The sequence below is a fragment of the Amycolatopsis sp. N2S4-7 genome (genome assembly GCF_058119595.1).
The window spans coordinates 7,860,007-7,874,467 of the sequence record NZ_CP172299.1; the positions used below are offsets into that span (position 1 = coordinate 7,860,007).

The 14,461-nt window shown below is 71.3% G+C and carries 11 protein-coding genes; 4 read left to right on the forward strand and 7 right to left on the reverse strand.

Annotated elements, in window-relative coordinates:
* Position 1: 1 nt before the first annotated feature.
* Positions 2-2,173, forward strand: coding sequence for a 3-hydroxyacyl-CoA dehydrogenase NAD-binding domain-containing protein (locus ACH54P_RS37290; RefSeq protein WP_489907984.1), 2,172 nt, complete (start codon positions 2-4; stop codon positions 2,171-2,173).
* 48 nt (positions 2,174-2,221) lie between these two features.
* Here ACH54P_RS37290 and ACH54P_RS37295 read toward each other — a convergent pair whose 3' ends face one another.
* Positions 2,222-2,527, reverse strand: coding sequence for an antibiotic biosynthesis monooxygenase family protein (locus tag ACH54P_RS37295; protein WP_489907985.1), 306 nt, complete (start codon positions 2,525-2,527; stop codon positions 2,222-2,224).
* Between the two features lie 128 nt (positions 2,528-2,655).
* Between ACH54P_RS37295 and ACH54P_RS37300 the strand changes: the two genes are divergently transcribed.
* Together ACH54P_RS37300 and ACH54P_RS37305 are read left to right on the forward strand one after the other, a co-directional pair.
* Entirely contained in the window at positions 2,656-4,992 is a 2,337-nt protein-coding gene (locus tag ACH54P_RS37300; protein WP_489907986.1) for a GH92 family glycosyl hydrolase, read from the forward strand.
* 42 nt (positions 4,993-5,034) lie between these two features.
* Positions 5,035-6,558: a hypothetical protein gene (locus ACH54P_RS37305; RefSeq protein ID WP_489907987.1), complete on the forward strand. Its 1,524-nt coding sequence runs from the start codon at positions 5,035-5,037 to the stop codon at positions 6,556-6,558.
* Here ACH54P_RS37305 and ACH54P_RS37310 read toward each other — a convergent pair.
* The 4 genes from ACH54P_RS37310 to ACH54P_RS37325 form a co-directional block, all read right to left on the reverse strand.
* Entirely contained in the window at positions 6,555-8,615 is a 2,061-nt protein-coding gene (locus ACH54P_RS37310; RefSeq protein WP_489907988.1) for an MMPL family transporter, read from the reverse strand. The two genes, ACH54P_RS37305 and ACH54P_RS37310, sit on opposite strands and share 4 nt — an antisense overlap.
* Positions 8,616-8,729: 114 nt before the next feature.
* Positions 8,730-9,395 carry a response regulator gene (locus ACH54P_RS37315; RefSeq protein ID WP_489907989.1) on the reverse strand — a complete coding sequence of 222 codons (666 nt, stop codon included), beginning with the start codon at positions 9,393-9,395 and terminating at the stop codon, positions 8,730-8,732.
* Between the two features lie 7 nt (positions 9,396-9,402).
* On the reverse strand, positions 9,403-10,470 hold the full coding sequence (locus ACH54P_RS37320; protein ID WP_489907990.1) for a sensor histidine kinase: 1,068 nt from the start codon (positions 10,468-10,470) through the stop codon (positions 9,403-9,405).
* A 9-nt stretch (positions 10,471-10,479) separates the two neighbouring features.
* Positions 10,480-11,169, reverse strand: a complete 690-nt coding sequence (locus ACH54P_RS37325) for an MBL fold metallo-hydrolase (protein WP_489907991.1) — start codon at positions 11,167-11,169, stop codon at positions 10,480-10,482.
* A 169-nt stretch (positions 11,170-11,338) separates the two neighbouring features.
* Between ACH54P_RS37325 and ACH54P_RS37330 the strand changes: the two genes are divergently transcribed.
* A complete protein-coding gene (locus ACH54P_RS37330; protein ID WP_489907992.1) occupies positions 11,339-12,751 on the forward strand; it encodes an MFS transporter in 1,413 nt (470 codons plus the stop codon).
* Here ACH54P_RS37330 and ACH54P_RS37335 read toward each other — a convergent pair.
* Together ACH54P_RS37335 and ACH54P_RS37340 are read right to left on the reverse strand one after the other, a co-directional pair.
* Positions 12,748-13,554 carry an SAM-dependent methyltransferase gene (locus ACH54P_RS37335; protein ID WP_489907993.1) on the reverse strand — a complete coding sequence of 269 codons (807 nt, stop codon included), beginning with the start codon at positions 13,552-13,554 and terminating at the stop codon, positions 12,748-12,750. The genes ACH54P_RS37330 and ACH54P_RS37335 overlap by 4 nt on opposite strands.
* An 84-nt stretch (positions 13,555-13,638) precedes the next feature.
* The gene (locus tag ACH54P_RS37340; RefSeq protein ID WP_489907994.1) at positions 13,639-14,442 is read right to left on the reverse strand and encodes an SAM-dependent methyltransferase; all 804 of its coding nucleotides are present in this window, start codon (positions 14,440-14,442) and stop codon (positions 13,639-13,641) included.
* Between the last annotated feature and the right edge of the window lie 19 nt (positions 14,443-14,461).

Sequence of the window (14,461 nt, forward strand, 5' to 3'; positions counted from 1 at the left end):
AATGGCTGAGAGCAAGACCATCCGCTGGGAGCAGGACGAAGACGGCATCGTCACCCTGACCCTGGACGACCCGAACCAGTCGGCGAACACGATGAACGCCGCCTTTCGCGAGTCGCTCGGCGTCACGGTCGACCGCCTCGAGGCGGAGAAGGACAACATCACCGGCGTGGTGATCACGTCCGCGAAGAAGACCTTCTTCGCCGGTGGTGACCTGAACGACCTGATCCAGGCGAAGCCGGAGAACGCGGTCGAGCTGACCGAGGGCAGCACCCTGATGAAGGGGCAGATGCGCCGCATCGAGCAGCTCGGCAAGCCGGTTGTCGCGGCGATCAACGGCGCCGCGCTCGGCGGTGGCCTCGAGATCGCGCTGGCGACGCACCACCGCATCGCCGCCGACGTCAAGGGCAGCCAGATCGGCCTCCCCGAGGTGACGCTGGGCCTGCTGCCCGGCGGCGGTGGCGTGGTCCGCACCGTCCGTCTGCTCGGCATCCAGAGCGCGCTGCTGAACGTCCTCCTGCAGGGCCAGCGGCACCGCCCGGCCAAGGCGCTCGAGCTCGGCCTCGTGCACGAGCTCGTCGGCTCGGTCGAGGAGCTCGTCCCCGCCGCGAAGGCGTGGATCAAGGCGAACCCCGAGGGCGGCGTCCAGCCGTGGGACGTCAAGGGCTACAAGATCCCCGGCGGCACCCCGTCGAACCCGAGCTTCGCGGCCAACCTCCCGGCGTTCCCGGCCAACCTGCGCAAGCAGATCAAGGGCGCGAACATGCCGGCGCCGCGGGCGATCCTGGCTGCCGCGATCGAGGGCGCGCAGGTCGACTTCGACACCGCGATCACCATCGAGACGCGCTACTTCATCCACCTCGCCACCGGCCAGGTCTCGAAGAACATGACGAAGGCGTTCTTCTTCGACCTGCAGACCATCAACTCCGGCGGCTCGCGGCCGGACGGCTTCGAGAAGTACACGGCCAAGAAGGTCGGTGTGCTCGGCGCGGGCATGATGGGCGCCGCGATCGCGTACGTGTCGGCGAAGGCCGGCATCGACGTCGTCCTCAAGGACGTCTCGCTGGAGGCGGCCGAGAAGGGCAAGGGCTACGCGGTCAAGATCGAGGAGAAGGCCCTCTCGCGCGGCAAGACCACGCAGGAGAAGTCGGACGCGCTGCTGGCGAAGATCAAGCCGACCGCCGACCCGGCCGACTTCGCGGGCGTCGACTTCGTCATCGAGGCCGTGTTCGAGAGCGTCGAGCTGAAGCACAAGGTGTTCGGCGAGATCGAGAACATCGTCAACGCCGACGCGGTGCTGGGCTCCAACACCTCGACCCTGCCGATCACCACCCTCGCCGAGGGCGTGCAGCGCACCGAGGACTTCATCGGGATCCACTTCTTCTCGCCGGTGGACAAGATGCCGCTGGTCGAGATCATCTGCGGCGAGAAGACGTCGCCGGCCACGCTGGCCAAGGTCTTCGACTACACGCTGCAGATCAAGAAGACCCCGATCGTCGTCAACGACAGCCGCGGCTTCTTCACCTCGCGGGTGATCGGCACGTTCATCAACGAGGCCGTCGCCGCGCTGGGTGAGGGCGTCGAGCCGGCGTCGATCGAGCAGGCCGGCGCGCAGGCGGGCTACCCCGCGCCGCCGCTGCAGCTGATGGACGAGCTGACGCTGACCCTGCCGCGCAAGATCCGGCAGGAGTCGAAGGAGGCCGTCGAGGCCGCCGGTGGCACGTGGAAGTCGCACGCGTCCGAGGCCGTGATCGACCGGATGGTCGAGGAGTTCGACCGCAAGGGCCGTTCCACGGGCGCGGGCTTCTACGAGTACGGCCCGGACGGCAAGCGCACCGGCCTCTGGCCGGGCCTGCGCGACGCGTTCAAGTCCGGCTCGGCCGAGGTCCCGTTCGAGGACCTCAAGGAGCGGATGCTCTTCGCCGAGGCGCTCGAGACGGTGAAGTGCTTCGACGAGGGCGTGCTGACGTCGGTGGCCGACGCCAACATCGGCTCGATCTTCGGCATCGGTTTCCCGGCGTGGACCGGCGGTGTCATCCAGTACATCAACCAGTACGAGGGTGGCCTGCAGGGCTTCGTCGACCGGGCCCGCGAACTGGCCGCCCGGTACGGCGACCACTTCGAGCCGCCGCAGTCGCTCGTGGAGAAGGCCGCCAAGGGCGAGATCTACGAATAAAGCCGCGTTGGTCGAACGGGCCGTTCCCAGCCGGGGACGGCCCGTTCGTCATAGCGCGACGGCGACGTCGGCGTGGTCGACGCGGTGGTCCCAGCGGCTCAGCGCACGCCGGGCGTCCTCTTCGACGACGGCCTCTTCGTAGCTGTCGCCGGCGAAGCCGCGTACGGCGTCGAGGTCGGTGAAGAACGTGATCGAGGTGAACTCGACCTCCTCGCCGTCCGCCCGGCGCAGCAACCGGGCACCCCGGAAGCCGGGCAGGTCCCGCAGGCGCTCCGCCACTTCGGTTTCGTAGTGCCGCTGGTAGTCGTCGGCCGTCGCGGCGGGCGCCCAGCCCCGCCAGGTGCGTGCGATCATCGGTTCCCCGTTCGTCGAGGGTCTCGACGGTACCCACGTCGGCCGTCGCCTCGGCTCGATCGGGTGTCCGGGAGCTTGTCCACCTCGAGTTCGCCGGAAAGCCACCAAAGCGGGCTAATCTCCCGCGCATGCGCCGTCCCGTCACGGTGGCACTGGCCGCCGCCCTCCTCGCCTCCGGCTTGACAACGATGTCAGCCGCCGCTGACCTCAGTCCTGCCGACTTCGTCGATCCGCTGATCGGCTCCGCCGGGGACGGCAACACCTATCCCGGCGCGACCGCGCCCTTCGGCATGCTCGCCTGGAGCCCGACCAGCACCCGCGGCGACCAGACGTCGACCGGGGCCGCCAACGGGTACCAGTACGACACGACCCGGATCCGCGGCCTCAGCCTCACCCACGTCAACGGCGCCGGCTGCAACCCCGGTGCCGCGGGGGACGTGCCGATCCTGCCGTTCGCCGGCGACGTCACCTCCTCGCCGACCGCCGACACCACCGACGCCGTCTACGCGAGCAACTTCAGCCACGCCGACGAAGCCGCGACACCCGGCCGGTACCGGCTCGGCCTGCAGAACGGCGTCACGACCGACGTGGCCGCCACCGAACGGACCGCGATCGGCACCCTGAAATACCCCGAAGGCAAGCCCGCCAGCCTCCTCTTCCGGACGTCGAACTCCCTCAACGGCAGCGAGGACGCCGAAACCCACATCGACCCCGCCAACCAGCGGATCACCGGGTCCGTGCTCACCGGCGCGTTCTGCGGCCGCCGCGCGAACGGCGGGGTCAACAACCGCAAGTCCTACTACCGCCTGTACTTCACCGCCCGGTTCGACCAGGCCTTCACCGGCACCGGGACGTGGAAGGACGCGACGCTGCAGCCCGGCGGCCTCGACCAGACCGGCGGCGAAGGCTACGCGACCGGCAAGGACCGCGCCGGACGCGGTTCCGGTGGCTACGTCACGTTCGCGCCCGGCAGCAAGGTCACCCTGCGGATCGCGATCTCGTACGTCTCCCTCGAAGGCGCCGAACGCAACCTGCGCGCCGAGCAGCCCGGCAAGTCCACTGTGGACAGCATCGCCGAGAGGACGAAGCGGGCCTGGAACACCGAGCTGGGCCGGGTCGACGTCGGCGGCGGCACGGCGAACCAGCGGATCGCCTTCACCACCGCGCTCTACCACAGCCTGCAGCAACCCAACCTCGTCAGCGACGTCGACGGCCGGTACCTCGGCATGGACCGGCAGGTCCACCGCGTCGAACGCGGGCAGGACGCGCAGTACGGCAACTTCTCCGGCTGGGACCAGTACCGCGCGCAGGTGCAGCTGCTGGCGTTGCTGGAACCGCGCGTCGCCGGGAACTTCGCGCAGTCCCTCTTCAACTACGCCCGCCAGAACGACGGCGTCTGGGACCGCTGGGTGCACGTCAACGGCGCGACGCACGTCATGACCGGCGACCCGTCGGCGGCGACGCTGGCGACGTTCTACGCCATGGGCGTCCGCAACTTCGACTACCGCGGCGCGTTCGAGTCGCTGTACAAGCAGGCGACCGTGCCGCGGCCGGAAGGCCTGCAGGACGGCGGCTGCCCCGGCCAGTGCGTCGGCCAGCGGCCGAACCTCGCGCAGTACCTGGCCTCGCACTACGCGCCGAACGACGTCTGCCACTGCTGGGGCGGCGCCGCCGAGACGCTCGAAGACTCCGTCGCGGACTTCTCGCTCGGCCAGTGGGCCCAGCAGCTGGGCCGGCCGAGGGAAGCCGCCGAGCTGGGGGCCCGGGGCGCCTACTGGCGCAACGTCTTCAACCCCGCCACCGGCTACGCGCAGGCCCGCAACCTCGACGGCGGCTGGGTGACGCCGTTCGACCCGGCGAGCGACCGCGGTTTCGCCCAGGGCAGCGCGGCGGCCTACACCTGGATGGTCCCGCAGGACGTCTCCGGGCTGGCGGAAGCCATGGGCGGCAAGGCGAACGCCGTCACGCGGCTCGACGGCTTCTTCCACGACGCGAACGGGAACTGGCAGCTCAAGGGCGGCGGCCCGCTGAAGTACGACCCCACCAACGAGCCCGGCATCCACGCGCCGTGGCTGTACAACGAGCTCGGTCAGCCCTGGAAGACGCAGGAAACCGTGCGGCAGCTGGTGAACTCCGTCTACGGCACCGGGCCGTCCGGCCTGCCCGGCAACGACAACCTCGGCACGATGTCCGCCTGGTACGTCTTCGCCGCGCTCGGCCTCTACCCGCGGACGCCGGGATCCGGCGAGCTGCTGCTGTCGAGCCCGCTGTTCCCGAGCGCGGTCGTCCGGCCGGCGACCGGCGCGCCGATCCGGATCACGGCGTCCGGCAGCGGCAAGTACGTCCAGGACGTCCGCCGCGGTGGCCGGCCGCAGCGGGACTGGAAGCTCGACGCGTCCTTCCTCCGCACCGGCGGCACCCTGGACTTCCGGCTTTCCGAAACGCCGACCACCTGGGGGAGCTGATCACCCGATCGGGGAGCACGCCCGCGCGAGTACGGTCTGCGGGTGGTTTCGCCGGTGCACCAAACGATCTTCCTGGTCGACGTCGAAAAGTACGGCGCTGTGGAGAGGACGACACCCGACCTGCTCGCGTTGCGGAGCGGCTTGTACGAGGCCTTGGAAAAGGCTTTCCGCGGTTGCGGCCTGCCTTGGGAGGACTCGCGGCTCGACGACGAGGGTGACGGCCTGTTCGTGCTCGTCCCCGCGGAAGTGCCCAAAGCGGCTTTCGTGGAGCGGTTTCCCGAAGCCTTGGCCAAAGCCGTGCGCGCGCACAACGACCAGCACCCGAAGCAGGCGCAAATGCGCGTCCGGGTTGCCCTGCACGCGGGGGAAGTCGCCTACGACGAGCACGGAGTGGCTTCGAGGGCGATCATCAAGGCGTCTCGCTTGCTCGACGCGAAGGTGCTGAAACGGGCCCTCGCCAGGTCGGACGGCGTGTTGGTGTTGATTACTTCGAATTGGTTCTACGAAGAAGTGGTTCGCCAGAGCGCGCACGCGAACGCCGCCACCTACCGGCGGGTCAGGGTCAAGGTGAAGGAGACCAGGGAGGCGGCCTGGATCGCCCGCCCGGACGATCCCTACCCGCCGGTGGCGCGACGCGCCAGGAGACGGCTGCTGCGGTGGGCCGGCGCGGTGTCCGCGGCCGTGCTCCTCGTCGTCGTGCCGGTCCTGGGGCTTCGCGCGGATCCGCCCGAGGCCACGTTCCTGGGCGACCCGCGGACCGCGAACCCGTGCGCGTTCACCTACGCCGACGCGTTGAGCCACTACGGCCGGGTGGAGACGTCGGACCACTACGGCAACTTCAACCGCTGCGACGCACTGGTGTACCTCACGAGCGACCGCCGGGACCTCGTCGACGTCCGGGTCCAGTTCGCCTCGGACGCCGACGACCCCGGCCTGCCGGTGCAGCAGGACGGCGCCATCGGGATCCAGCGGCCGCCCGCCGAACCGGACAGCTGCAGCCGGATCCTGCTCCTGCCGGACGACGCCCAGGTGGTCGTCCAGGCCGACCAGGACGGCGACGAAAAGGTCGACCTGTGCGGGATGACCGAAGCCGTCATGGCGAGCGCGCTGTCGAAGCTGCGGGACAAGGGAATCGAGCGGCGCACGCTGGCGGCCGGTTCCCTCGCCGGCCGGGAGGCCTGCGCGCTGCTGGACTCCGGGTCGGTCGCGTCGGCCCTCGGCGCCGGTCCGGTGGAGCAGACCCCGTCCTTCGCGAACTGGGGCTGCCGCTGGGACTACACCGACCGGCCCGGCGTCGTGAAGGTGATCTTCGACCGGACCGCCGCCGAGCAGCTGAAGGGCGATCCGCTGCCGCTGCCCGGGTTCCCGGCCCGCCTGCAGCAGGCGGAGCGCAGTGACACCAGCTGCACCGTCGCGATCGTCTTCCGCACCTACGTCGACACGAAGCACGAACAGACCGACGAACTGGTGCTCGTCGACGTCGAGAAGGCCGACGAGCGGCCGGACCGGTTGTGCGAACCGGCCCGGCGGCTGGCCACCACCGTCGCGCAGCGGCTGCGGGCCTAGGGCTCGAGCGCGACGTGCGGGAGGCGCCGGTCCAGCCAGCGCGGCAGCCACCAGGCCCGCTCGCCGAGCAGCCGCATGATCGCCGGGACGACCAGGCAGCGGATCACCAGCGCGTCCAGCAGCACCGCGACCGCCAGGCCGAGGCCGAACTGCGCCAGCATCCGCGACGGGTCGAGCAGGAACGCGCCGAACACCAGCACCATGATCGCGCCGGCCGCGGTGATCACACCGCCGGTCGAGGCGAGTCCCTCGCGCACGGCGAGCCGCGCGTCGCCGGTGCGCCGCCACTCCTCGTGCATCCGCGACACCAGGAACACCTCGTAGTCCATCGACAGCCCGAACACGATCGCGAAGATCATCACCGGCACGAACGCCTCGATCGGGCCGGGCTGCGCGCCGAACCAGCCGTCGCCGAACACCAGCGTCATGACGCCGAGCGAGGCGCCGATGCTCAGCAGGTTCAGCAGCGCCGCCTTGAGCGGGATGAGGATCGACCGGAAAACGACCATCAGCAGCAGCGCCGACAACCCGACGACGACCAGCACGAACAGCGGCAGCCGGTCGGCGACGGCGCCGGCGAAGTCCGTCGCGGCCGCGACCGAGCCGCCGACGAGGTAGTGACCGGGCAGGGACGGCAGGACGTCGGTCCGCAGCCGCGTCACCAGTTCGGCGGTCGCCTCGTCCTGCGGTGACGTCGTCGGGAAGGCGAGGACGGTCGGGCCCATCGGCGGCAGGACCCGGGCGATGCCCGGGGTCGCCGCGAGCTTCTGCTGCAGCGCGACGGCGTCACCGTCCTCGACGACGATCGCCAGCGGGCCGCTGAAGCCCGGCCCGAAGCCCTCGGCCAGCAGGTCGTACGCCTGCCGCGTGGTCGATCCGGCCGGGTCGGTGCTCGCGTCGGCGAACCCGAGCCGCATCCCGGCGGCGGGAATGGACAGTCCGAAGAGGACGATCAGGCCGATCGCCAGCGGGGCCGCGGGACGTCGCTGGACGCCGTCGGCGAGCCGTCGCCACGCCTTGCCGTGGTCCCGTTTCGCGGCGTGACGGCGGATTCCGCGTTCGAGCCGCTTGCCGAACAGCGAGAGCAGCGCGGGCAGGAGCGTCACCGACGCGAGCATCGTCATCAGCACGGTGAGCGCGACCGCCACGGCGACCCCGCGCAGGCCGCCGAGCCCCAGCGCGAGCAGGCCGAGCAGCGCGATGATCACCGTCGTCCCGGCGAACAGCACCGAGCGGCCGGCCGTGTCGAGCGCCCGCCTGGCGGCCGCGTCCCGGTCGAGTCCGGCGAGGATTTCGGTGCGGTAGCGCGAGAAGATCAACAACGCGTAGTCGACGCCGACACCGAACCCGACCAGCATCATCAGCGGCGAGGTGTAGCTGGCGATGTCGACGTAGTGCGAGACGACCGTGATCACGCCCAGCGTGCTGCCGACGGCGAACACGGCCGTGATGACCGGCAGACCGGCCGCGAGCAGCGAGCGGAACAGGAACACGAGGATGACCAGCGCGGCGAGCAGGCCGACGCCTTCCGCGGGGCCGCCGCTCTCGGAGATCCGCTCGATCGGGTCGCCGGCGAGCGCCACTCGCACCGGCCCGGCCTGCTTCGCGGTGTCGGCGAACTGCACGATGTCGTCGTAGGCGAGGTCGGTCGCGGCGGCGTCGAAGACGACGGTGGCGTAGCCGATCCGGCCGTCCTGGGAGAGGGTCGCGGGGCTGTCGAACGGGCCGGTCACCGACCGCACGTGCGGCAGGGTGCCGACCCGCGCGAGCACGTCGTCGACCGCGGGGCGCTGGGTGGTCAGCCCGCCGTCGGCCTGGAAGACGATCTGCGCGCTCGCCCCGGACTGCGGAGTCGCCTTCAGCAGATCGACAACCTGCTGGGATTCGGTGCCGGGCAACGAGTTGTCGTCGTGGAACGCGTCGCCGGCGAGGCGGGAGGTGAACGTGACGCCGATGAGGACCAGCGCCCAGAGTGCGACGGCGAGCCACCGGTGGTGCTGTGCCCAGCCGGCCAGCCGGGCCAGCCGTCCCCCGGTGGGGCGAGTGATGGTGTCCATGGTGGACAAGGATTCGTGAAAACGGCCCTACTCCGCGTCGCGCAGGGGAGGACACTTCGCCTGCTCCCGGCGGTGTCCCCTAAGGCCTCTCCCGTACACCCGGGGGAGTACGGCTCAGGGGGTGAGCCAGCGCGGCGTCACCGCGCCGGACTCGTAGGCGAGGACGACGAGCTGGGCCCGGTCGCGCATCCCGGTCTTGGTCATGATGCGGCTGACGTGCGTCTTCGCCGTCGCCGGGCTGAGCGTGAGCTCCCGCGCGATTTCGTCGTTCGACAGGCCCGCCGCGACCAGGGACAGCACCTCGCGTTCGCGGTCGGTGAGCCGGTCGAGCGCCGGCGGCGGCGCCGGGCGGGTGACCCGCGCGGCGAACTCCGCGATCAGCCGCCGGGTGATCGACGGCGCCAGCAGCGCGTCACCGCGGGCGACGACGCGCACGGCGTGGATCAGCTCCTCGGGCTCGGTGTCCTTGACCAGGAACCCGCTCGCGCCCGCGCGCAACGCGCCGTAGACGTCCTCGTCGAGGTCGAACGTCGTGAGGATGACGACCTTGGCGCTCACCTGGGGGTCCTCGAGCAGGTGCCGGGTGGCGGCGAGGCCGTCGAGCACCGGCATCCGGATGTCCATCAGCACGACATCCGGGCGGTGGTCGTGCGCGGCCTGCAGCGCCTCGCGCCCGTCGGCGGCTTCGGCGACGACGCTGATGTCGTCCTCGCCGTCCAAAATGGACCGGAAGCCGGCGCGGACCAGCCGCTGGTCGTCGACGAGCAGAACCCGGATCATCGGCCCATCATCGCACCGGGAGGCGGGCGCGCACCCGGAAGCCGCCGTTCTCCAGCGGGGACGCGGTCAGCTCGCCGCCGAGGGCCCGCGTGCGCTCGGCCATGCCGCGGATGCCGTTGCCCGGCGGGGCGTCGCCGCCGCGGCCGTCGTCGTCGACCTGCACGGACAGCTCGTCGGCGCCGTAGCCGAGCCGGACGACGACGGTCTTCGCGGCGGCGTGCTTGGCGACGTTCGTCAGCGCCTCCTGCACCACGCGGAACGCCGTGTGTTCGACGTCCGGCGGCAGGTCCCTGGCGACGCCGTCGATCTCGGTGCGCACGGTCAGCCCGGACGCGCCGACCGACTCGGCCAGCTCCGCGACCCGCGAGAGCGACGGCTGGTCGGCCTGGCGGAGCATGCCGAGCGTCGCGCGCAACTCCTGGAGTGCGGTCTTGCTGGCGTCCTTGATGGCGCCGAGGGCCTCCTCGGCCTGGCCGGGGTCACGCCGGTGCAGCGCGGCGCCGGCCTGGACGTTGATCAGGGCGAGGTGGTGGCCCAGGACGTCGTGGAGCTCGCGGGCGATGCGGAGGCGTTCCTCGGTGGCCCGCGCGCGGGCCTCGGCCTCCTTCGTGCGCTCGGCTTCGGCGCGGTAGTGCGCGACGGCGCCGCCGGCGACCAGGGCGACGAACCAGCCGGTCATCAGGAAGAACGCGAAGTTGTCGACGTGCCGCCCGGAGCGTGAGGCGATCTCGCCGGCCGTGACACCCGCCATCGCCGCGACGACCAGCAGCGCGGCCCCGCGGATCCGCCCGGCCGCGGCGGCGTTGTAGAGCGCGTACGCGAAGGCCAGCAGGACGAGACCGTCGGGGTCGGTGAGCGGGTAGTAGAGGGCGCAGCAGACCAGCGCGAACCCGGCGACGCTCAGCGGGTAGCGGCGCCGGAAGAACAGGGCGGCGCAGCAGGCGATCGTCAGCAGCCACCCGGCGACGGCGTGGTGCGGGGGATCGGCACGGTCGCTCAGCACGGCGAACAGCGTCCCGACGAGCACCGCGACGGAGACCACGAGCTCGGCGGCGCAACGCCGCAACCAGGACATACAGCGAGTCTAGGCGGCCGCGCGCAGTTTCTTCCCGGCGTCTTCGGTGAAGGGATCGGTGTGGCCGAAGCACGCGATTTCGACGTCGAGCGCGGCCAGCCGGGCGACGGACTCGAGCAGCTTCTCCCGGTCGGTGTTGAAGACGCCGGGGATGGCTTTGCCGTCCAGCTGGGCGATCGAGTCGCCGGTGAAGAGCACGCCGTGGCGGGGGAGGTGGATCGCGATGCTGCCGTCGGTGTGACCGGGGACCTCGAGGATCCGCGCGCCACCGCCGAAGGCGATCTCGTCGCCGTCTTCGAGCTCGAGGTCGACGGCGCAGGGCGGTCCGGTGAGCCCGCCGGCCCGCGGGCTGTTCTCCTCGAAGAGCGGCCGTTCCCAGTCGAGCAGCACGGGCGGCGCCGCGGGCTGTTCGCCGCGGATCACGGGCGCGTCGGCCCGGTGGGCGAGGACGTCGACGCCGCCCCAGGCACGCAGCTCGGCGGCGCCGCCGGCGTGATCGGCGTGGGCGTGGGTCAGCACGACCCGCCGCAGCTCCTGCGGATCGCGCCCGGCGGCCCGGATCGCGGCGGCGGTATCGGCCGCGGACCCGGCGATCCCGGCGTCGACCATCGTCAGCCCGTCGTCGTCCTGCCAGAGGTAGGCCTGGCCGAACGCGTACCGGACGAGGTGCAGGCGCGGGGTGATCTCGACGAGCTCCATGCCGCGAGGGTAGGGAGGCGAGGCGGGGGTTCGCCGCCTGATCCGCCGACAGCGAAACCGCGCCAGGCTGTGACGAAAGCGGCGTCCATCACCAGTTCGGCGGAAACTCGACAGGGCGTAGGTACAGTGCATGAAGTTGCATGATGTGTACTAACTACACACTGGGGGTGTGCTGGTGTCCCGTCCCGGACGGTCCGGTCGCGCGATCGTCGTGGTGCTCGCCTCGTGCGGGCTGGTCGCGTCGTTCATGCAGACGCTGGTCGTACCGCTGATCCCGGTCTTCCCGAAGCTGCTCAACGCCTCGGCGGCCGACGCGTCCTGGGTGGTCACCGTGACGCTGCTGGCCGCGTCCGTCATCACCCCGGTCAGCGGGCGGCTCGGCGACCTCTACGGCAAGCGGCGGATGATCCTCGTCAGCCTCGCGCTGCTCATCGCCGGTTCGGTCGTGTCCGCGACGACCAGCGCGCTCGCGTTCCAGATCCTCGGCCGCGGCCTGCAGGGCTGCGCGATGGGCGTGATCCCGCTCGGCATCAGCATCATGCGCGACGAGCTGCCGCCCGAACGGGTCGGCGGCGCGATCTCGCTGATGAGCGCCACGCTCGGGGTGGGCGGGGCGATCGGGCTGCCGGTCGCGGCCGTCGTCGCCGAGAACGCCGACTGGCACGCGCTCTTCTGGACCGCGGCCGGTCTCGGGCTCGCCTGCGCGCTGCTGATCCTCACCGTGGTGCCGGAGTCGCCGCTGCGCACGCCGGCGCCGTTCGACTACTTCGGCGCGCTCGGGCTGGCCGCCGGGCTGCTCTGCCTGCTGCTGCCGGTCGTCAAGGGCGCCACCTGGGGCTGGACCAGCCCACCGACGCTCGGGCTCGCCGCGGCGGCCGTCGTCATCCTGCTCGGCTGGGGCGCCTACCAGCTGCGCCGCCGCGACCCGCTGGTCGACCTGCGGGTGTCCGCCCGCCGTCCGGTGCTGTTCACGAACCTGGCGTCGATCATGGTCGGCTTCGCGTTGTACGCCATGGCGTTGTCGTTCCCGCAGCTGCTGCAGGCGCCGTCGTCGACGGGCTACGGGCTGGGCCAGACGATGGTCGAGTCCGGCCTCACCCTGGCCCCGAACGGCCTGGTGATGATGCTGCTCTCGCCCGTCTCGGCGCGGCTCATCACCCGGTTCGGCCCGCGCCCGACGCTGATGAGCGGGGCGCTGGTGATCGCCGCCGGGTACGCGTTCGCGATCGTGCTGATGGACAACGCGCTCGAGCTCATCACGGCGTCGGTCATCATCGGTGCCGGCGTCGGCATCGCGTACGCGGCCATGCCCGCGCTGATCATGGGCTCGGTGCCGGTCACCGAAACGGCGTCCGCGAACGGCCTGAACTCCCTGATGCGCTCGGTCGGCACGGCGATCTCCAGCGCGGTGATGGCGGCGATGCTGGCCCAGCTGACGATCAGCGTCGCCGGCGCGAACGTGCCGTCGCTGTTCGGCTTCCGCGCGACCTTCGCGGTGGCGGCGTTCGCGGCGCTGATGGGCGTGCTGCTCGCGGCGCTCGTCCCGAAGACGCGGACGGCGCCGGAGCTGGTGCCCGCCTAGTTCTTGCGGGCCACCAGGGCGAGCCCGCCGCTCTCCGCCGGGTCGGCCGGCACGTCCTCGGGGGAGTCCGGGCGCCACTCCGGGATGAAGACGATGCCCGGGTCGACGATCTCGAAGCCGTCGACCAGCGCCCGGAGCTCGGCGGCCGAGCGCGGCGTGACGGGGTTGGCGCTCTTCTGGTACATCTCGACCGCCCGCGCCGTCCCGTCGCTCTGCTGCTCGTAGGTCGCCGACGACATCGCGAGGTAGCTGCCGGGCGCGAGCGCGTCCCGGTAGGCGCCGATCAGCCGGGCCGGGTCGCGCTCGTCCGGGATGAAGTGCACGAACAGCGCCATCACGACCATCACCGGCTGGTCCAGGTCGAGCATCATCTCGGTGGTGTCGTGGTCGAGGACGTCGTCCGGGAACTCGGCGTCGGCGTACACCATGACCGCGTTCTCGTTGTCTTCCAGCACGATCTCGCTGTGCGCCACGGCGACCGGCTCGTTGTCGACGTAGACGACCCGCGCGCCCGGGTCGACGGCGTGGGCGACCTCGTGCACGTGCCCCACGGTCGGCATGCCCGAGCCGATGTCGAGGAACTGCCGGATGCCGTTGTCCAGCCCGAACCGGATGGCACGGCGCAGCCACTGCCGGTTGAGCCGCGCCCGTTCCCGGGCGTTCGGCTGCGCGGCGAGCACCTGTTCGGCGAACATCCGGTCGACGGCGTAGTTGAGCTGGCCACCGAGGATGTAGTCGTACACGCGCGCGGCGTTGGGCTTGTCGAGGTCGATGCCCCGCCGCGCGTACTCGTCTTCGCTCATCCGCCGCTCCTGGAGTCAGGTGTGCCGCGAGAATAGCGGGACCCGCCGGTCAGGCCGCGAGGCGACTCGCGCCGGGCCGGAGCGTCAGTTCTTGCGGGCCACCAGCGCCAGCTGGCTCGCCTGCTCCGGGTGCTCCCCGACCTCGGAAGGATCGTCCGGCCGCCACTCCGGGGTGAACACGATCCCCGGCGGCACCAGCTCGAGGCCGCCCACCAACGCCCGCAGCTCCTCACGCGATCGGGCGACGACGTCGGTACCGCTCTTCTGGTACAGCTCCGCCGCGCGGCGGACCTCCTCGCCCTGGCCCTCGAACGTGCCCGACGACAGCGCCAGGTAGCTGCCCGGGACGAACGCGTCGAGGTACGCGGCGATCAGCCCGGCCGGGTTGCGGTCGTCCGGGATGAAGTGCACGAACGCCGCCATCACCACCATCACGGGCTGGCCGAAGTCCAGCAGCCGCTCGGTCGTGGGGTGCTCGAGGACGTCGTCCGGGAACTCGGCGTCGGCCTGCACCATCTTCGCGTTCTCGTTGTCCTTCAGCACGATCTCGCTGTGCGCGACGGCGACCGGCTCGTTGTCCACGTACACCACGCGGGCCTCCGGGTCGATCGCCTGGACGACCTCGTGCACGTGCCCCACGGTCGGCATGCCCGAGCCGATGTCGAGGAACTGGCGGATCCCCTGCTCGGCGCCGAACCGGACGGCCCGGCGCAGCCACCGCCGGTTCAGCAGCGCCAGGTCCTTGGCCTCCGGCCGCACCTTGAGGATCTGCTCGGCGAACTCCCGGTCGATGGCGTAGTTGAGCTTGCCGCCGATCAGGTAGTCGTACACGCGTGCCGCGTTCGGCTTGTCGAAGTCGATTCCGCGTCTCGCGTGTTCCTCGGTCATCGGGCGAGGATAGTCCGGT

Excerpts from the sequence above, each read along its gene's own strand:
- ACH54P_RS37310 (WP_489907988.1), bottom strand. The coding sequence starts at position 8,615 with ATGGACACCATCACTCGCCCCACCGGGGGACGGCTGGCCCGGCTGGCC.
- ACH54P_RS37340 (WP_489907994.1), bottom strand. The coding sequence starts at position 14,442 with ATGACCGAGGAACACGCGAGACGCGGAATCGACTTCGACAAGCCGAAC.
- ACH54P_RS37315 (WP_489907989.1), bottom strand. The coding sequence starts at position 9,395 with ATGATCCGGGTTCTGCTCGTCGACGACCAGCGGCTGGTCCGCGCCGGC.
- ACH54P_RS37325 (WP_489907991.1), bottom strand. The coding sequence starts at position 11,169 with ATGGAGCTCGTCGAGATCACCCCGCGCCTGCACCTCGTCCGGTACGCG.
- ACH54P_RS37300 (WP_489907986.1), top strand. The coding sequence starts at position 2,656 with ATGCGCCGTCCCGTCACGGTGGCACTGGCCGCCGCCCTCCTCGCCTCC.
- ACH54P_RS37295 (WP_489907985.1), bottom strand. The coding sequence starts at position 2,527 with ATGATCGCACGCACCTGGCGGGGCTGGGCGCCCGCCGCGACGGCCGAC.
- ACH54P_RS37290 (WP_489907984.1), top strand. The coding sequence starts at position 2 with ATGGCTGAGAGCAAGACCATCCGCTGGGAGCAGGACGAAGACGGCATC.
- ACH54P_RS37335 (WP_489907993.1), bottom strand. The coding sequence starts at position 13,554 with ATGAGCGAAGACGAGTACGCGCGGCGGGGCATCGACCTCGACAAGCCC.
- ACH54P_RS37320 (WP_489907990.1), bottom strand. The coding sequence starts at position 10,470 with ATGTCCTGGTTGCGGCGTTGCGCCGCCGAGCTCGTGGTCTCCGTCGCG.